Below are 17,932 nucleotides of genomic sequence, written 5' to 3'. Positions count from 1 at the left end.
GACCAGCCGGGTCAGGGGCCGGGCGGGACGCACTGGACCAGCGGCGGTGGTGGCGGGACCGAGCGGTTCGCGGCCGGGACGCCGACCAGCTTGCCGACGAAGTCGGTGGGGTGCGCGATCAGCTCGTCGAGCAGGGCGAGCGCCGCGGGCCGGGGGTGCAGGACGACCGGTGTCACGGTGATCGGCGGTGCGCCCGGCAGGAGGGGCAGCCCCAGGTCCGGCACCGGGATGACCCGGTCGGCGAGCTCGGGCGCGCCGGCGAACTGCTTGCGCGCGTCGGCGACGTAGTGCGCGATCCAGGTGTCCACTTCGGCCGCCATGACGTCGGTGAGCGTGCCCCAGTGCCAGTCCTCCTGCGGGTCGTTCATACCGGGCACCTCCCGCGGCACGAACCGTTCGATCGCCGCGTACGGTGGGGTGCCGAACTCCTCCAGGATCTTCTGCTGCGCCCACACCAGGTCGGGTGGTTCTTCGCCGGTGACCACGTACTGCAGCTCGGCCCGGCGGTCTGCCGGGTACTGAGCCTGCTCGACGGTGACGAGCTGGTGTTCCCCGGCCGAGGTCGTGGCGAGCTGCTGCGGTGCGACCCCGCGGTTCATCAGATACACCGCGACGGCTTCCGCGCGCCGGGCGCCGAGGGCGTCGTTGTACTGGTCGGCGCCCAGCGGGCAGGTGTGGCCGACGACCCGCAGCACGATCTCCGGGTGCGCGGTCAGGTGATCCGCCGCACGGTCGAGGGACGCCGCCGCGGCGGCGTCCAGCACCGCCGAGTCGAAGGCGAAGTGCACGACCCCCGGCGGGTCCTCGGGGGTCTTTCCCCGCCCCCGCGCCCGGATCTCGCCCAGCGCGCGGGCCCGCACCAGCTGCTCGCGGGCGGTGATCACGGCGAGCTCGGCCTGGTCGCGGCTGGTGGGGCTGCAGGCCAGCCGGCTGTCGCCGAACGCCTGCCACGGCCCCGGGTGCGCAGCGCTGGCGACCCACAGCCCGCGCTCGTTGTCGTGGTCGTGCAGGGTGCCGCTGATCGCGCCGGAGATGCCGAGCCCGAAGTACTCCTCGATCATGGCGCCGTAAAGGCGCAGTCCGCCCTCGATCAAGGCACGGAGAGCGAGGTCGAATTCCGCGCGAACCACGAACTCCGGTGAGTTCATTTGCTCGGCGAGGTCATCGGTGAGCTTGTCCGTGATGGTTTCGCGCGCCTGTGCGATCGCCGCGGCGAGCGCCCGCGGCGTGAAGTCGTCCTGGTACCAGGCCACGATTTCGGCGCGCGGCGTCCGGACGTGACCGGCGGAGAAGGAGTCGGTGAGGAAGTGCTGGCCGAACGCCTCGGTCAGCTGGGCGGTCTGCCAGCCCGGCTCGCTGCCGTCGATGCCCGCTTGCACCGCCGCCACCAGCGCGGCCTCGTGGTGCCCGCGCCACGTTTCGAGCGCGGTGCCGCCGCCGGCGAAGTGCGCGATGTTGTGCATGGCGAGGTCGATGTACCGGCTGTTGCTCTCCTGGTCACCGGTCGGCTTGGGCAGCCCGGCGGGGATGGGACCGCGCACCTCGTCGTGCTCGAGCCGGTGCCGCAGCCGTGCCTTGCCGTCGGGAGTGGTGACGGCGGCCTGCAGCTCCTCGACGGACCCGTATTCGTCACCGGCGAGCGCGACGACCTCGCCCCACGTCAGGGTCACGCCACCGCCGAGGTCGATGTCGGCGTGGGTCGCGTTGCCGAGCTGCTCGTGTTCGAAGCCGGAGAAGCGGTGCACGGCCGCCTGCTGTCCACTGTAGACGTCGGCGGCCCGTCCGTCGGCCAGCAGGCCGGCGACCCGCTCGGCTTCACGTTCGGCTGGGGAGTCCGGGGTGCTGACCGACAGCGAGCTGGCCGCCGGGGCGGCGGGCTGCTGCAGGGTGTGCGCGACCTCGTGGGCCAGCAGCCGGTACCCGCCTGCGGAGCCGGGATCGTAGCGCCCCCGCCCGAAGTAGATGTCCGTCCCGACGGTGAAGGCCCGGGCGTTCACCTGCTCGGCCAGCCCGGCGGCGGCCGCGCCGGTGTGCACGCGGACGCCGGCCAGCGAGGTCCCAAGCCCGGCTTCGAGGGAACTGCGCTGCGCGGCCGGGATCGGGTGCCCGCCGGTGGGCAGGCCTTCGGCGAAGCCGGGCGGTGCCTCCCCGGCGGCGGACCGGTAGAGCCGGCCGAGCGCCCCGTTCCCCGGCCCCGCGATCAGGCGGACCGGAGCCGGCGGTGCCGGGTCGGGCTCGGGGACGGCACCGGCCCGTGCCCGTGGTCGCTGTCGGCTCATGGCTCGGGTCCTTCCGGGCGGGGTGTCACTTGCGTTCGGTGGGAAGCCGGCTGCCATGCGCGCCGTACTTCGTGACGTGGTCCTTCCATGCCGCGGCGGTCGTGATGTCGTACCACCGGCCGGTGACCGAGTCGTAGAAGTCGGCTCCCGGCTCGTACAGTCCGGTGACGATCACGTGCTGCAGCTCGGGATCCTGCTCGACGGCCGCCTTGGCGAACTCGTCGATCCGCGCGCCGCGATACGCCGCTTGGAGCTGAGGGTTGTCGCGCAGTGCCGCCCGTTGTGCCTCCGTGAAGCCTTCGTCGTCGAAGCGTTCCAATGCGTCCCGGACGTGCGCGAGCAGCCGGTTGCCCGTCGGGTCGGCGGTGGGCGGGGCGTTGACGTCGAGGTGCACGGCATGCCCGCCGCCGCTGGGCCCGGCTGGCGTCCGAGTGCCCATGCGGCCCTCTTCGGCCCCGCCGAAGGGACGTTCGAGAGCGCCTTCGGGCACCGAGCTGAGCGAGATGTCCACGCGGCGCCGCAGCCGTGAGAACCGTTCTGCCGCACCACGGAGGTCGCCGGCTTCCAGCAATCGTCGGACGGCGGTCGCCTCGTCGGCCATGGCCGACGCGTCCGGGTGGCTCGCAATGATGTCGAGCTCGTCGTCCAGCTGATCGAGCATCCTGCGCAACTGGGCCGGATCGGCGGCGTTTCCGAGCGCGGTCGAGGACATCGCCGGAGCACCGGGGATCGTGGTGCCGCACAGGCTTCGCGTGCTGAACCGGCACCATGTGCCGTCCTCGCGGCGGCGCCAGGTGTGCCCGTTGCCGAGGTCGATCTCGTCCACGTACCCGGCCGTGGTGCTGGGCCGCGGTTCGCTGCGCCGCACCACGTCGAACTCGGCTTCGAGCTGTTCCGGCAGCAGCGCGATGCCGTCTTCGACGCCCGCGCTCTCGGTCAGCAGCCGTGATTCCGCAGGGCCCAGCGCGTCGCCCAGTCCGGCGTTGAGTTCTCGCCGCAGCATCGTCGTTTCCTCGGGCGTGAGGTGGGTTTCCAGCTGCTGCACCAGCCGGTCGACTTCGGCGGTCTGTCCCGCCTGCGCCGCGCGGCGGGCGTCCGCCAGCAGTGCCGAGGCCCCGGCGTCGGCGAGCTTCCGTTCGATGCCCTGGCCGACGACGGCGTTCCAGAGCCGACCCGCGCCCGCGCCCGCCACCGGCATCGCGGCGCCCAGCAGGCCGCCGGTCGCCAGGCCGGTCAAGCCGGCGGCCAAGGCGGCTTCGCCGACCCGGACCAGGCCGTTCCAGACGCCGCGGCGCCAGGTCGCCTCGTCGGTCATGGTGCCGAAGGCTTCGCTGACCGCGCCGGAGAACGCACCGTCCAAAGCGGACTCCACAGCGCCGGCCGCGACCCGCTTCGCCAGTGATGATCCGGCGTCGACCGCGGCGCCGCTCGCCTCCTCGGCGACCGCGCCGGCGACGCGGGCGGCTCCGCTGGTCAGCGCGTGCCCGCCGACGCCCAGCAACTGCGCGCCGCGTGCGGCCAGGGACGCGCCGACCACTGCCAACGCGGCGTCGACCCCGCCGAGGAGCGCGTCCCGCGCGCCGGCCACGGACGCAGCGGTGTAGTAGTCGCCGCCGATCAGCTCGCGGGTGACCACGCGGGAACCGGCGCCGGCCGCGGCGGCGAGCGCGACCACGCCCGGCGCCGCGGCGCCGCCGGTCGCGGCGATCACCACGACGCCCGCGACCGTCGCCGCGATCACGCCCGCCAGTTCGCCGACGGTGTTGCTCGCTTGCTCGAACTCGCCGGCCCGGCCGGTGAACCGGTCGTGCAGCGCCGCCAGTGCGGCGAAGTCCACAGTAGACAACGTGCGGGCCGCGCGGAGCGGCTCGAACCGGGCGGCGAACTCGCGCCCGGCGGCCACCATGGTCTCGTCGGCCTCGGTGAACCCGGCGGCCGCGCCGCGGTCCAGGCCCAGTTTCGCCTGTTGCTGCTGGTACATCAGCTCCGCGGCGCGGAACCGGCCCCCGCCGGTGGCCATTTCGTCGCGGGTGGGGTCGCTGCCGAGCATCGCCCACAGGACGCGCTGGTAGCCGGCGTCGTCGAAGAAGATCCGCCACGTCGTCTGGGACGAGCGCAGCTGCCCCTCGAACTCGCGGTACGCGGTGACCGCGGCGACCTCGGCTTCGGTGGGCGCCCCGATCGGCGGCTGGGTGGCCAGCAGGTACCCGGTGCGCAGCTGCCCGCGTTGCTCGTCGGTGAGCTCGGACGCGGCGGTGGCCAGCACGTCCGCGTCGCCGGTGAACGCCATGAGCGCGCGCAGCGGGATGCGCGCGGGGTCGGCGAGGATCGTCTCCATGATCTCGCGCTGCTCGCCGTGGACCTGAGCGTAGACGCCGAACGGATCCGGCGCGGTGGCCTGGTACCGCGCCCGCCAGCCGGGGTTGCGCGCGATCCGCACCAGCTCCACGAAGAACGGGCCCCATTGGCCACCCTGCACCGCGTCGTTGAGGTGGCCCAGCGTCTCGGCGAACGCGTCCGCGGTGACAGCGTCGCTCACCCGCATCCGCTGATAGGGCGTGAGGCCGTCGATGACCGCGACCACCGCCGGGTCGGCCAGCAGCTCCCGGCGGAGCCGCTCGTCCTCGGCCTGTTCGGCGGCACCCGGGCCGCCGGGGTCCGGCGCGGCGGTGCGCGGGGCGTGCAGCCGGACGAGCGCGGTGCGGATGGTGTCCACGTCGCCATCGGCCATGAGGATGTGCTGCTTGGCGGTTTCGAACGCCTGCCGGCGCGCGTCCGCGGGGCTCGCGAACTGGCCGAGCCGCTGGGCGTCGGCGGCGAACGCGCCCGCGTCGCCGCGGGCATCGGCCAGCCGGCCGAGGAAGCTCGCGGAGTCGAGGGCGCCGTCACCGCCGCGGTCGAACCGCAGCAGCTTGTCGAGGTCGTCGAGCTCCCGCAGCCGCGCTTCGACCGTCGCGCGGTCGGCGGGCGGCAGCGACCCGGCCCGCACCGACGCGCGCAGCGTGGCGCGTTCCTGGAAGAGCTTGACCGCGCGGTCGACGACGTCCTGAACGGCCGCCAGGTCGTCTCGGCGGCCCTCGGTGGCCTCGCGCAAGCGCGCGATGAGCGCGTCGGCCTCGCTGCCGTACGCGAGATTGCGCAGCAGTCCGGCCCGCGAATCGCTCATCATGTCGGTGATGGCCGATTCGTGCGCGGTGTAGAACTGGCGGCGCTGGGCGGGGGACAGCTCCATCAGCGAGTCGAAGACCGCGTCTTCCTCGTCGTGGAACACGCCGGGGGCGCGGCGCAGCAGGTGCTCCGCCGCGGCGTAGCGGCCCTCCGGTGTCGGGTCGATCAGCGAGCGCGCCTGGAACTCTTCCTGGGGTTCCATGGCCGCGTAGACCGGCGCGAGGGCCGCGGTGTCGGTCCGGGCCACGGCCCGCTCGTCGGCGCTCGCCGCCTTGATCACGTCCAGCTGCGCCTGTTCCAGCTCGCGCCAGCCTTCGTCGTAGAACCGGAGCCGCTCGACCAGCGTGAGCGCCGGCCACAGCAGCCGGAGCCCGTGCTCGGCCTCGGGGGCGGGGCCCTGCGGGACCGCGCCGAAGCCGTCGGGGTCCGGTACGGCCGCGGGGCCGCCGGTGAACAGCCAGCTCTCCAGCCGGGTGCCGATCGCGGCGTTGACGGTACCGCGGAGGGCAGCGAGCTCGGGACGGGTGTGCCCGTCGAGCAAGCGGACCACTCCGGGGACGTCGTCGCCCCGGACCGCAGCGATGATCGCGGGCGCCGCGGCGGTGTCCGGTGCCGGTGGCCCGTCGCGGTGCACGGCCGCGGCCGGTGGGTCCACTGTGGACACAGTGCCGCCCGCCATGAACGCGTCGGCGGCGGCTTCGGCGGCTCGTTCGGCGGGATCGGCGGGGTGGCTCAGCCACGAGCCGGCCGCGCGCGGTCCGCCGCCCTGGACGACGTGGGTGAGCTCGTGCGCCAGCAGTCGCTGCCCGCGCACGGTCTCCGGCCGGTACTCGCCGCGGGCGAAGTAAACGTCGTCGCCGATGGTGAACGCCCGGGCGCTGATGACTTCCGAGGCGTCCGCCGCGGCGCCGTCGGTGTGCAGCCGCACGTCGGCGAAGTCCGCACCGAACCGATCCTCGGCGACGGCGCGGAACCCGTCCGGCAGGGTGTTACCGGGCCCGCCCCGGTCCAAGGCGCCGAGGAACGCGGGTGACGGCCCTGCCGGCGCGGCGGCCGACCGGCGGACTTGGTACCCGGGTTCTTCGTCGCAGCCGCAGGGGCCGGCGCCGCATCGCCGGACTTGCGTTTCGATGGCCGACCGGCGGACCTGGCGTTCCGGTTCCTCGTCGTCGGTGCAGGAGCACGGGTTCGGCCCGCACCGCCGGACCTGCGTCCCCAGCACCCGCGATGCCGCGCCGTTGCCGCCGGCGGTGACCTCGGCGCCGCCCGGCACCGGGCCGCCGAGGAGCCGGCCGATCGCCGCGTTCCCCGCCGCGGCCAGCCGCGGTCCGCGCGCCGGCGGCTCCCGGGCGGGCTCGGGGCGCCGGGCCGGCCGGGTCTGCGCGGCCTGGCGGGTCGGTTCGGTCATCGGCGCTGACCTCCCGGCGTTCCCGGCCGCGGGGGGACCCGCAGCGACACGGTCCGTTCGGCGTCCGGCGGCTGCGGACGCGGCGGTGGGGGTGGTGGCGGACCGACGTCGAGGCCTTCGCACGTGCGTTGCAGTACCTGGGCGGCCCGGGCCAGTGCCGGGTCGGTGAGCGGGTTCTGGGCGACCCGCCGCCAGTGCGTGTGCTGCTCGGTCAGCGCCGCGCGGGCCGTCGCGGGTGGGGTGTCCGGGCTCACGCCCAGCCTCGTCGTGATCGCGGCGCCTCCGCCGCCCAGCAGCCGTTCCATCGCCGCCAGTGCCGCGGGTGGTCCGGGGACCGCGCCCAGGCGCAGGTCGGTGAGCAGGCGGAGTTCGGTGAGCTCGTGGGCGTTGGCCCGCAGCCGTTCGACGGCCTGGCGCAGCCGGGGCGCGGCCGGGATCGGGTCCTCGCGGCAGACCGCCTCGACCAGCCGGAGCGCGCCGTCGGCCTTGAGGACGTCGCGGCGTTCGGCGAACTGGGTCAGCAGGAGCCGGCGCAACTCCGCGAGCCCGCTGCGGTCCGCGAGCGCCGTGCGCAGTTCGTCCACAGTGGACGTGCCGGCGCGGATCAGGTCGAGGCCGAGCCGGACGCCGTACACCCCCAGCAGGTCCAGCAGCCGCTGCCGGGCCTCCGGGGTGACGTCCAGGCCGCGGACCGCCGACGTGAACCGCCGGGTCGAAAGCAGCAGCGGGCGGGTGGTGGGCTCGCCGGCCGCCGCGAGCGCGGCCAGGGTGGCGAACTCCTCGCCGGTCAGCGTGGCCGCCGTCTCGGCGAGGAGCCCGGCGACCGGCAGCACGGTGTGCACCAGGCTGTGGATCCGGGGATCGGCGCGGTAGCCGGCGGCGACCCGGGCGGCGTGGCCCAGTGCGTCGGGATCGCCCCCGCCGAGCTCGTCGGCGCGGGACAGCACGCCGACCGCGTTGACCGGGGTGCTGCCCCCGGACCCGGCCTCGTGGAAGGTGTCCAGGAAGTCCACATCGGACGAATGCAGGTGCCGCAGCAGGTACAGCACGGCGTCCACCGAGCCGGTCTCGCCGAGCAGGTCCTGCGTGCGCCGGCCGGCCGACTCGGTCAGCGAGCCCATCCCGGGCGTGTCCACCAGGACCATCCGGCCCAGCCACGCCGAGGGCAGCGTGACCTCCACCCGGTCGAGGTCGCCGGCGGGCAGGCCGGCCAGGTCCAGGAGCCACTGCCCGGCGGTGCCGGTGACCTTCAGGGGGATCGGCTGCCCGGTCCGCGGGAACGCGGTCGCGGCCGGCTGCGGACCGTGCCGGTACCACGTGACGACCTTCGTGCACTCGCCCGCGTCGGTGGCCGCCACCCGGGCCCCGACGAGCGCGTTGAGCAGTGTCGACTTGCCTGCCTTGACGCGCCCCGCCAGCGCCACGCGCAGCGGGCCGGACAGCTGCCGGACGGCCTGCCCCAGCCGGGCCTCGGCCGGCCGGCCCCGGTAGGCGTGCGCGGCTTCGGTGAGCAGGGACCGGGCCTGCGCGGGAAGCCCGGGCGTCACCGCGCGCTCCCGGCGAACCGGTCCGCGGTGGCCAGGAGCGCGGTGACGCGGTCGAGTTCCGCCTTCGCCGCCGCGCCGCGGGCCGCCGTCTCGCCGTCGGCCGTGCGCGCCGCCCTCGCCACCGCCGCCTGCTCGTGCTTGGCCGCCGACACCAGTTCGGCGGCCTGGTCGAGGTAGAAGTCGCGGATGCGGCTGCGGCTGTGCCGGATCAGGTCCAGCGACGCGCGGTGGGCATCGGCGCGGGCCTGGCTGAGGTAGTTCGCGGCGGCCCGCACCGCCTCCGTGCGGGCCGCGTCGAGCCGCGTGTTCCGGTAGCTGCGCACGGCTTTGACGGCGAAGACGCTGCCGAGCACCGCGGTCACCGGCAGGGCGATCAGCAAGCCGGGGTGCAGCGTCGTGACCAGCAGCGTGGTGACCACCGAGCTGGACAGCGACCAGCCGCGGGCGGCGTGCATGCCGACTTCCAGCTTGCTGCCCGCCCGGGCGCCGAGCAGGCCGAGTTCGGCGTCGCGGGCCGGCTCCGCGCCGCGGTCGCCGAGCGCGTCCACCTCTTCGGCCGTGGCGTGGAACAGGGCCCCGATCTCCTCGGCCAGTTCGTCGATCGAGCGGATCAGCGCCGCGTGCGCGCCGGTCAGCTCCTCGTTGGTGCGGCGGTGGACCCGGGGCACGATCCCGGCCCACTCGCGGGTGGGGTCGCTCTCGCGGATCACCTTCGACACCTCGGCCTCCAGCTGGCGGGTCCGGGTGGCCAGGTCGCTCTCCAGCCGCACCTGGATGTCGGCGAACCGGTCGGTGATCGTGTTGAGCCAGCGCGAGGACGGGCTCGCCAGCCCCCGCGCGCGCCGCTCGGCGTGCTCGGTCCGGCGTTCGGTCTCCGGCCGCCGCTCCGGTCGCGTCAGCGTGGTGTGCTCGGCGGCGAGGGAGTCGGCGACCTGCCGCAGCGCGCCGCTGACCAGGGCCGCGGCGGCCGGCGCGGACTTGCCCGACCGTTCCGCGGCACGCCACGCGCGCAGCCGGTCGGCCAGGACGGGGTACCCGGACTCCGCGTTCAGCGCGGGATCCCCGGTCGTGACGGCCAGTTCGCGCAGGGGCGCCGAAACCGCGACGACCTCGGCGTCGATCCCGGCGGTGCGCAGGTGCTCGCGGTCGAGGTCGAGGATGCGCCGCCAGTGCGGGTAGAAGTCGATCTTGGTCAGCGCGATGAGCAGGGTGGGGCACGCTTCGACGGCGTGCCGGAGGAACTCGACCTCGGTAGCGGTGAGCTCCTGCGACGCGTCGGTCACCATGATCACGCCGTCGGCCAGCGCGAGGGCCCGCATGGTGGCGGCCGCGGCGGCCGCGGCGAACCCGCCGCCGAGCCCGGGGGTGTCGGCGAGCACCAGCCCGTCGGCGAGGAGCTGCCGGGGGAGCGCGACTTCGACCGCGCGCAACCGGGTGCCGTCCTCGGTCACCCCGGTGCGCCCGTGCCCGGCGGCGGCACGCACGGCCACCGGCCGCGGGGCCGCGGACTCGGTGTCGGGCACCAGCTCGGCGCCGGGCTGCCCACCGTGGCGCACCAGCGTGGGCACCGCGCTGAACGCCACCGGGTCGGCACCGCACACCTCGACGCCGAGCAGCGCGTTGACCAGCGTGCTCTTGCCCTTCTTGAACTCGCCCGCCACGAGCACGTGCCAGGCGCCCGAGGTCAGCCGGTGCTTGCAGGCGACCAGCTTCTCGGCGAGGTCCGGGCGCCCGGCCGAGCGCGTTTCGCCGGCAGCGGCGTCGAGCAGGGTGAGCAGGTCGGCGGTGTCCGCGGCGGAGCTCATCAGTGCGCCCCGGACACGTCGTGGTGGTCGGCCGGGTGGTCGTCGAAGTGGGCGGACCACTGCTCGGCGTGGTGCAAGGCGTCGTCGACGCCGTCGTGGTCGATGTCGTCCAGGGTGCCGCTCAGCTGCTCCGGCTCCGCGGTGTCGGCCGGTTCGACGTGCTCGTCGGCGACGTGCGGCGCCGGCTCGGCGGCGGTGAGGTGCCGGCTGGCGGTCAGCACGGCGGGGTCCGCGTCCAGCGCGGCGGGATCGGTGTCGAGGTGGTGCTGGAAGTCGTCCACGACGTGCGCGGCCGGCGCGGGTGCCGGGTGGGCGGCCGCCTGCCCGTCCGAAACGCCGGGGATGACGACGGCGTACTGGAACCGCTTCGTGTTCGCCTCCCACGAACCGACGCCGTACTGGGTGCCCTTCGCCTCCATCGTCTTGCCGTTGCCGAGGCTGATCGCGACGTGGTTGTGCGCGGGCAGGCCCTTGTCGGGATCGGAGGAGAAGCTGAACAGCAGCGCGCCCGGTGTGTGGATCGCCTGCTCCACCGGGATCGTGTACCCCTGCTTGTGCAGGAACTCGTACTGCTGCCACGCGGTCCGGGGCAGCTCGACCCCCACTTGGTGGGTGGCCCACTGCACCAGGTCCGAGCAGTCGAAGGCGGTCGGATCGGGGTCGTTCATGCCGGCACGCGCACCCCAGACGTAGTGGTCGCCCGTCTGGGCGACGGCGACGTCGAGGAACCGTTGCAGCTTCCCCGGATCCCCGGTTCCCGCGGGGCGGTCGCCGGCCGGCGGGCTCGTCGTCGCCGGCGGCTCGTCGCCGAGCGGGATGCCGTACTCCTGACCGGCCCGCGCACCCGTCCCGGCCGTCGCGGCGGCGGTGTGCACGCCGTCGGCGGGAGGGGGGTCGTCCAGCGGGATCCCGTACTCCTCACCGTCGCGGGCGCCGGCCGTGGCGGCCGCGCCGCCGTTGTCCGCCGGGTGGGCGACGACGACGGCGTCGCTGCCGTCGCCGGTCGTGGCCGCCGAAGGCTTCCCGCCGCCCGCGGCCGACCCGCCGCCGACGTGGTCGCCGTAGCCCGCCGTGCCGGTCCACATGCCGTGGCCGTCGCCGTCGCCGTAGGCCACCGCCGCCGCTTCGGCCTGGGCGCGGTAGCGCAGGTAGCGGGCGGAGAGCCCGCCGTGGGTCGTGGTCCACGGCGAGATGTCCGCTCCGCCGTGGGACACCGCATACGCCGCCTTCGCGTTCGTGAGCGGGTCGTAGAGGTCGCCACGGCCGAGCGCGGCGTGGGAGCGCACGTTGATCTGCCAGAGGCCACGGCTGTCTTCCCCGTGGGGGTTGTGCGCCCCGCTGCTGCCCCCGGACTCCGCGAGGGCGATCGCGGTCATCGTCGCGGCGCGGTCCGGTGAAAAACCGGCTTCGCGGGCGAACCCGTAAATCTGCTCGGCCGTAAATCGCGCCACCACCCCATACTAGGGTGACCGGCCGCCGCGTGGTGGCGTTCCGGGCGCCCGAAGGGGCGGAAATTGCGGCAACCGGGAAGTCCGGTGCTAGGTTCGAAGCGGACCGACAGGGGGTGACGTGCCGGAGGAAGCCCCGCCGTGGCAGCTCGTGGCCGACATCCTGCTGCAGCGCGAAGCACTGTTGTGCCGGCTGGGTGAAGGGCTGCTCCCGCACGATTTCGCCGGTCTCTACGTGGTTTCCGACGAAGTCGACCGGATCCTGCGCGCGCTGCCGGGGATTTCGGGGCCGCCCGCGGAGCGGGCCGCGGCGTTGGCGCGGCAGCTCGAACCGGGGCTGGCGGCGGCTCGTCGGCAATTCGCCGAATACCTGGCCGGCCCGTCCGTCTTCGCCGGAATCGTGCGGCACGCGGAACTGGATGAATTGTCGGCGCAAACGCTCGCCCTGCTCGCCGCGGTGGAATCTTCACCGCACCGGATGCGGTTGGTGGCCTATTTTCAGGACAATGTCCAACTGCCGCGGCTCACGCTGGCGAGCCTGGGCCGGCTGCTCGACGACGGGGCGCGGACACTGGCTCCGGACGCCCCGCTGCGCCGGGCCGAGCTCGCCGAGTGCGGCACCGAGGGCCCGTGGGCCACGCGGATGTGCTGGCCCGGCGCCCGCGTCCTGTGGGCGCTGAACGGGGACGGCTCCGCCGATCCCGCGCTGCCCGCGGGCACCCGCCGGCTGGCCGCGTCGGGCGAAGACGGGGTCCCGGACCCGAAGCGGCTGCTCCTGGTCGCCGGCGCGGACGCGGCCAGCCGGCTCGCGGCGGCCAGGAAAGCCCTGCCGCACAAGCCCTTTCTCGTGACACCCCTGCCCGCGAACGAGGCTGAGTGGGCCGCCGTGGTGCGCGAGGCCGGGCTGGCCGGCCGTGCCGTGTTCCTGGAGCTGACCGCCCCGCTCGCGCGCGCGGCCGCCGACCGCGTCGACCGCGCCGCCCACCTGGACTGGGTGCTCGGCTCGGCGGGCGAGCTGGCGCTGGACACCCTCCCGGCCCGGTGCTGGACGGAGCTGCGGCTCGAGTCGGCCGCGGCGGACGCGGCCGACTGGCAGGCCGCGTTCGGCATCCGGCCCGAACCCGCGTACTTGCTGAGCCGCGACCAGATCCGGCTGGTCGGCGCGGCCGCGGGCGGCGACCCCGCGCGGCTCGACGCCGGCGTGCGGCGGCTGGCCGGCGGTCACCTCGACGGCCTCGCGGTCCGCATCCGGCCCCGGCGGCGGCCCGAGGACCTCGTGCTGCCCGACGACCGGACGGCGCAGCTCGACGAGCTGGTCTCCCGGTTCCGGCTGCGCCGGACCGTCTACGACGATTGGGGTTTCGCGCCGGTGGCCTCGGCCGGGGTCGTCGCGTTGTTCGCCGGCCCGTCCGGCACCGGCAAGACCATGGCCGCGGAGATCGTGGCCGGCCGGCTCGGGCTCGACCTGTACAAGGTCGACCTGTCCTCGGTGGTGAGCAAGTACATCGGCGAGACCGAAAAGAACCTCGAGCGGATCTTCGGTGCCGCGTCCGCGGGTGACCTCGTGCTGTTCTTCGACGAGGCCGACGCGCTGTTCGGCAAGCGCTCGGAGGTCGCCGACGCGCACGACCGGTACGCCAACATCGAGGTCGCGTACCTGCTGCAGCGGCTGGAGGCCTACCAGGGGCTGGTCGTGCTCGCGACCAACCTGCAGCGCAACATCGACGACGCGTTCCTGCGGCGGATCTCGGTGGCGGTGGACTTCGAGCCGCCGGACGAGCGGCGGCGCAGGCTGATCTGGGAGCGGGCCTTCCCGGCGGGCGCGCCGCTGGGCGAGCGGCTCGACTTCGACTTCCTCGCCCGGCAGTTCCGCGTCACCGGCGGGGTCATCCGCAACGCGGCGCTCGGCGCGGCGTTCCTCGCCGCCGAGGACGGCGCCGCGGTGACGATGGACCGCGTGGCCCTCGCCCTCAAGCGCGAATTCCAGAAGCTGGGCCGGCTGCGCACGGAGGCGGAGTTCGGCCCGTACTTCCCACTGGTGAACGGGGACGACGATGCTGCACCTGCTTGACGAGTCGCTGGAGGAGTTCCTGCGCGCGACCGTCGGCCCGGTCGCCAAGCGCGAGGTCGACGTCGCGTTCGCCGCTCCGGACAAGGACTGGGCGGCCAAGGTGTCCCGGCCCACGCTGAACCTGTACCTGTGGGACGTGCGGCGCAACCTCGGCGACCGCGAGTTCGGCGTGGAAACCGTGACCGCCGCCGACGGCGCCCGGTACCGCCGCGCGAGGCTGCCGCGGGTGGACTGCCGGTACCTGGTCACCGCGTGGACGTCCGACATCCGCGACGAGCACTCGCTGCTGGGTGACGCGCTCGCGGTGTTCCTCCGGCACTCGGAGCTGGAGAGCCGCTACCTGCGCGGGGCCTACCAGGCCGTGCGGCCGCTGCCCTCGATCGAGGTGGGCGCGGGCGACGGCCGGGACAACTCGGACTTCTGGTCGGCACTGGGCGGCCAGCTCAAGCCGGGGCTCGACATCACCGTCACGGCCACTGTGGACAGTGCGATCAAGGTCCCGGCCGGCGAAGAGGTGACGCGCTACACCGTCGGGGTGACCGAGACGGGCGGGGAGCGCGAGCGGCGGCAGTTCGTCGGCGGCCACTCGGACGCGGCGGAGGGCACGGTCGTTTCGACCCCGCACGGCGCGACCACGGTGACCGGGGACGGCACCTTCGTCGTCCCCGCGGAGAACGGCGACAAGCTGTCGGTGGACGGGAAACCCCGGGGCCGGATCGGCAAGCGGGGCCCGGCCGGGAGCACTCCCTGACCGCCGTGCTCAGCTGTCGATCCGCGGGCCGATCCAGGACGCCCAGTCCTGGCCGGCGGAGGCGCCCGCCTCGATCCGGAGCCGGAGCTTGGTGGCCCCGGCGTGGGCGGAGAGGTCGACGTCGAGCTGGTGCATCACCTGGTCCGCGGAGGTGTCGCGCAGCCGGGCGACGTCGGTGACCGTGCCGTCCGGACCGATGACGGACACGACGAAGGTCGCGTCGCCTGCTTCGCCCGGGTTGCACCAGACGAAGCCGATCTTCGAGCGGAAGTGGTCGCCCGCGACGATCGGCCGGGGCAGCGCGTACACGCCGTTGATGAAGCCGTTGTCCACCCACTGCGGATGCGTCTCCAGGTACGGGTCCGGGGCGGTGCCGTCCTCCAGGCCGCAGCCGCCTTCGGTCAGGCCGTGGCGGGTGAGCGCGAAACCGCGGGCGTCGCCGTCGTTGCCGTTGAACGGCAGGGTGCCCGCGCCGGTCGTCCAGGCCGCGCCGGCCGCGCGGGCCATCAGGTCGACGGGCGCGGGCTTGCCGCTCGAAACCGTGATCGTGACCTGGGCGTGCGGCGCCGCGCTCGTACCGGCCGCCGGTGCCTGGCCGAGCACGACGCCGGCCGCGACGGTGGTGCTCGCGCTGCGGGTCACCACCGGCACGAGGTTCGCGGCGGTGAGGGCGGCGCGCGCCGCCGCCTCCGGCTTGCCGACGACGTCCGGCACGGTGACCGACGGCGGCGGCATGACCTGCACGCTGACCGACGTCGCCGCTTCCTGCCCGTCCGCGGTCGCGCGCACGCTCACCTGGTAGGTCTTCTCGGTGGTCCAGCGGTGCGTCACGGCCGGGCCGTCCGCCTGGCCGCCGTCCCCGAAGTCCCACCGCGCGGCGGTCGGCGCGCCGCCCGCCGCGTTGTCGACGCGGAGCGAGACGTCCTCGCCCGGCTGCGGGGCCGCCTTGGACACGGTGATCCGCAGCCGCGGCGCGGTGGCCGGCGGACCGGTCGGGGGTGCGCCGGCCGTGGGCTCGCCTCCGGTGGGCGGGACCGCGGGCACCCCGGTCGGCTGGTCCGGGACACCGGTCGGCGTCGTCTCCGGCGGGGTTCGTGCCGGCGGAGCGGGCGGTTGCTGACCGCTCGGTGCCGGGGGAGCCGGCGGCGCCGGGTGGTCGTCGTGCAGCCCCTTGCGCGGGTCCGCGGGGTCGTACTTCGCGATCGGCTTGACGCTGCCGTCGAGGCGGATCACGCCGGCGCGTTCGGTGGCGGGGTCGTTGAAGAAGACGATCCCGTCGCGGTTGATCAGCTGGAAGGGCGCCGGCGGGGTGAGCACCTTCGACCGGGCGAGCACGGACGGGTGGGTCAGGTCGACGATGGTCACCTGGCCGGTGGAGTAGTCCGGGACGAACAGCCGGTCGCCCGCCTCGACGGCCGCGCCGAGCTGCCGGTTCGCCGCGTCGAGCGGGACGACGGTGTCGCACGACGCGGCGCCGAGGTCGCAGATGTCGAGCAGGCCGCGCGCGACGACGACGTAGACCCGGTCGTGGTGCGGGGAACCGCTGACCTGGACGGCGTCGTCGGGGCGCAGGTCGAGCGGGATCGTGGCGGTGGGCTCGCCGGTCAGGGGCGAGACGCTGGTGGCGGTCCGTGCGCCGGGGCTGACCACCACGGGCACGCCGCCGGCGACGGTGAGGACGGTCCGGCCGGGCGGGACCAGCCCGCGGTGGGTGGTGCGGGCCCCGCCCGCGATCCAGGTCAGGTCACCGGTCGCGTCGTCGACGGTCCACAGCCGGTCGGCGTCGTCGAGGGCGGCGGTGCCCGCGGTCAGCCGCGCCGCCAGCGAAAGCGGGGCGCCACGCGGGGCGAGGGTGCGCGGATCGCTGCCGGCCAGCAGTCCCCGCTGGGTGTCCAATGTGTACAGAGTGTCGGTGCCGGCGAACGCGGTCAGCCCGCCGCGCGCCTGGTCGATCGGTGTGACCGGCGCGGCGGGTTCGAACGTCGCCCCGTCGACCCGGCGCACACTGCCGGCGGTGCGGTCGACGGCGTAGGCGGTCGAGTCCCGCTGGACGACGTCGAGCGCGTGCCCGGCCGCGCCGACCTGGACCTGCGCCGCGACCTCGGCCGACGTCCCGTCGAGCAGGCTCACCTGCCCGACGTTCGCCGAAGCCAGCCACGCGGAGCCGGACCGCATCCGGACGTCCTGCGCGGGGTAGCCGTGCCCGGCCCCGGCGACGGCCAGCCCGCCGGCGGTCACGAGCGCCGCGACGCCCGCGACCAGCCCGGTCCGCGTCCGCATGGCCCACCCCCTCGTTTCCGTTGCGGCCAGAATACGCGGGTTTTTCGTTTCCCCATTCCGAAAATCGATATCCACGAGCGCGGCTTCGTCGTGAAACCCACACTCGGACGCCGATCATTTCCGGCGCCGGTTGTTGCGGCCGTTTTCGTTCAGGTGGAAGAAAAATCACGTCGGCTGGCGCTCGGCGGTGGTCACGAATCAACTGCGTCGGCGAATCTTTCCCGGCGCGGAACTCACGCGGCCGCGAGGTGGTCGGCGCGGGGTGCGGGTTCCTCTCTGAGGTGGCGTTCGGCGTGGGCGAGGTAGGTGTCGATCGCGCGCAGCCGGCTCGCCACTCGCTGCTCGGCCGCCCGGGCTTGCCGCAGCACGGCGTCGGCGCGTTCTCTCGCGGCGGCGACGATGGTGTCGGCTTCGACGTGGGCGAGTTCGAGCAGGCGGCGGACGCGGTCGCTCACGGCGGCCGGGTGCGCCGGGGTGCGGACGAGGTGGTCGAGCCGGGCGCGCAGCTCGTCGTTCTCCGCGCGCGCCGCTTCCAGTTGCCGGGCGAGGGTTTCCGCTTGGGTGAGGGCGGCGTCGCGGTCGAGGGTGGTGAGCCGCAGGTCCTCGTGCAGGTCGGCGAGGTGCTCGTCGACCTGGTCGCGGTCGTAGCCGCGCACCGTGAGCGCGAAACTGGTGGGCAGGGGCAGTTCCCGGGTGGTCATGCCGTCGTCCGGAGGGCGGCGTCGAGCTCGGCGAGCCCGGCGGCGGCGCGGATGGCGGGCGGGTCGAGCCGGCCGACGCGGTGGTCGTCTTCGTGCAGGGCCCGGACGAACCGGGCGACATCTCCGGGCGGGGGAACGATCGTGGGCCCGCCGAGGTAGCGCAGGACGATCAGGTCTTCGCCGGAGTGGGTTTCGACGGCGGCGGCCCAGCCGTGGACCTCGTCCCACAGCAGCGCGACGTCGCGGCCGGGGTAGCCGGGCAGCCGCTCGTCGAGGGCGACGTAGGCGGAGACCGGGCTGTCGTGGTCGACGGTGCAGGATTCGGGGCCGATGCCGAGCGCGGCGGTGACTTCGGCGAGGTGGGTCCACAGCGCGGTGAGCGCGGGGTGCGGGTGGCCGGTCGGGATGTGCAGCGATGCGGTCACGGGTGGAGGTGCCTTCCCGGGAACGTGACGGCGCCCCGGGCCCGGACCG

General features: G+C 74.7%; 10 protein-coding genes. 2 read left to right on the top strand and 8 right to left on the bottom strand.

All coding sequences use genetic code 11. The features are described from left to right. Nucleotides 1-11: 11 nt before the first annotated feature. The 5 genes from AB5J73_RS41005 to AB5J73_RS40985 are packed head-to-tail and all read right to left on the bottom strand — an operon-like array spanning nt 12 to nt 11,658. Entirely contained in the window at nt 12-2,279 is a 2,268-nt protein-coding gene (locus AB5J73_RS41005; RefSeq protein ID WP_370964386.1) for a DUF4157 domain-containing protein, read from the bottom strand. Nucleotides 2,280-2,304: 25 nt separating this feature from the next. Next, the gene (locus AB5J73_RS41000) at nt 2,305-6,855 is read right to left on the bottom strand and encodes a DUF4157 domain-containing protein (RefSeq protein ID WP_370964385.1); all 4,551 of its coding nucleotides are present in this window, start codon (nt 6,853-6,855) and stop codon (nt 2,305-2,307) included. Then, nucleotides 6,852-8,402: a GTPase gene (locus tag AB5J73_RS40995; RefSeq protein WP_370964384.1), complete on the bottom strand. Its 1,551-nt coding sequence runs from the start codon at nt 8,400-8,402 to the stop codon at nt 6,852-6,854. Before AB5J73_RS40995 ends, AB5J73_RS41000 begins: the two co-directional genes overlap by 4 nt. Continuing rightward, nucleotides 8,399-10,207, bottom strand: coding sequence for a dynamin family protein (locus tag AB5J73_RS40990; RefSeq protein WP_370964383.1), 1,809 nt, complete (start codon nt 10,205-10,207; stop codon nt 8,399-8,401). Before AB5J73_RS40990 ends, AB5J73_RS40995 begins: the two co-directional genes overlap by 4 nt. Next, complete coding sequence (locus tag AB5J73_RS40985; RefSeq protein ID WP_370964382.1) at nt 10,207-11,658, bottom strand: NlpC/P60 family protein; 1,452 nt, start codon at nt 11,656-11,658, stop codon at nt 10,207-10,209. The genes AB5J73_RS40990 and AB5J73_RS40985 overlap by 1 nt, the downstream gene beginning before the upstream one ends. 475 nt (nt 11,659-12,133) lie before the next feature. Between AB5J73_RS40985 and AB5J73_RS40980 the strand changes: the two genes are divergently transcribed. Together AB5J73_RS40980 and AB5J73_RS40975 are read left to right on the top strand one after the other, a co-directional pair. Next, nucleotides 12,134-13,726, top strand: a complete 1,593-nt coding sequence (locus AB5J73_RS40980; protein ID WP_370973487.1) for an ATP-binding protein — start codon at nt 12,134-12,136, stop codon at nt 13,724-13,726. Beyond that, nucleotides 13,710-14,477: a DUF4255 domain-containing protein gene (locus tag AB5J73_RS40975; protein WP_370964381.1), complete on the top strand. Its 768-nt coding sequence runs from the start codon at nt 13,710-13,712 to the stop codon at nt 14,475-14,477. Before AB5J73_RS40980 ends, AB5J73_RS40975 begins: the two co-directional genes overlap by 17 nt. A gap of 9 nt (nt 14,478-14,486) precedes the next feature. Here the strand turns inward: AB5J73_RS40975 and AB5J73_RS40970 are convergent, their stop codons facing one another. The 3 genes from AB5J73_RS40970 to AB5J73_RS40960 all read right to left on the bottom strand — a co-directional run bounded on the left by AB5J73_RS40970 (nt 14,487) and on the right by AB5J73_RS40960 (nt 17,883). Continuing rightward, on the bottom strand, nt 14,487-16,757 hold the full coding sequence (locus AB5J73_RS40970) for a PASTA domain-containing protein (protein ID WP_370964380.1): 2,271 nt from the start codon (nt 16,755-16,757) through the stop codon (nt 14,487-14,489). A gap of 233 nt (nt 16,758-16,990) precedes the next feature. Next, on the bottom strand, nt 16,991-17,458 hold the full coding sequence (locus AB5J73_RS40965) for a DivIVA domain-containing protein (RefSeq protein WP_370964379.1): 468 nt from the start codon (nt 17,456-17,458) through the stop codon (nt 16,991-16,993). Continuing rightward, nucleotides 17,455-17,883, bottom strand: a complete 429-nt coding sequence (locus AB5J73_RS40960) for a DUF6292 family protein (protein ID WP_370964378.1) — start codon at nt 17,881-17,883, stop codon at nt 17,455-17,457. The genes AB5J73_RS40965 and AB5J73_RS40960 overlap by 4 nt, the downstream gene beginning before the upstream one ends. Between the last annotated feature and the right edge of the window lie 49 nt (nt 17,884-17,932).

This window comes from Amycolatopsis sp. cg9 (assembly GCF_041346945.1).
In the GTDB taxonomy this organism is placed as follows: Bacteria; Actinomycetota; Actinomycetes; order Mycobacteriales; family Pseudonocardiaceae; genus Amycolatopsis.
The sequence above is the reverse complement of the archived record's forward strand: the minus strand, read 5'-3'. Positions and strand labels throughout refer to the sequence as shown.

Coding starts and splice junctions, on each gene's coding strand:
- AB5J73_RS41005 (WP_370964386.1), bottom strand. CDS start 2,279: ATGAGCCGACAGCGACCACGGGCACGGGCCGGTGCCGTCCCCGAGCCC.
- AB5J73_RS41000 (WP_370964385.1), bottom strand. CDS start 6,855: ATGACCGAACCGACCCGCCAGGCCGCGCAGACCCGGCCGGCCCGGCGC.
- AB5J73_RS40990 (WP_370964383.1), bottom strand. CDS start 10,207: ATGAGCTCCGCCGCGGACACCGCCGACCTGCTCACCCTGCTCGACGCC.
- AB5J73_RS40980 (WP_370973487.1), top strand. CDS start 12,134: ATGCGGTTGGTGGCCTATTTTCAGGACAATGTCCAACTGCCGCGGCTC.
- AB5J73_RS40975 (WP_370964381.1), top strand. CDS start 13,710: ATGCTGCACCTGCTTGACGAGTCGCTGGAGGAGTTCCTGCGCGCGACC.
- AB5J73_RS40970 (WP_370964380.1), bottom strand. CDS start 16,757: ATGCGGACGCGGACCGGGCTGGTCGCGGGCGTCGCGGCGCTCGTGACC.
- AB5J73_RS40965 (WP_370964379.1), bottom strand. CDS start 17,458: ATGACCACCCGGGAACTGCCCCTGCCCACCAGTTTCGCGCTCACGGTG.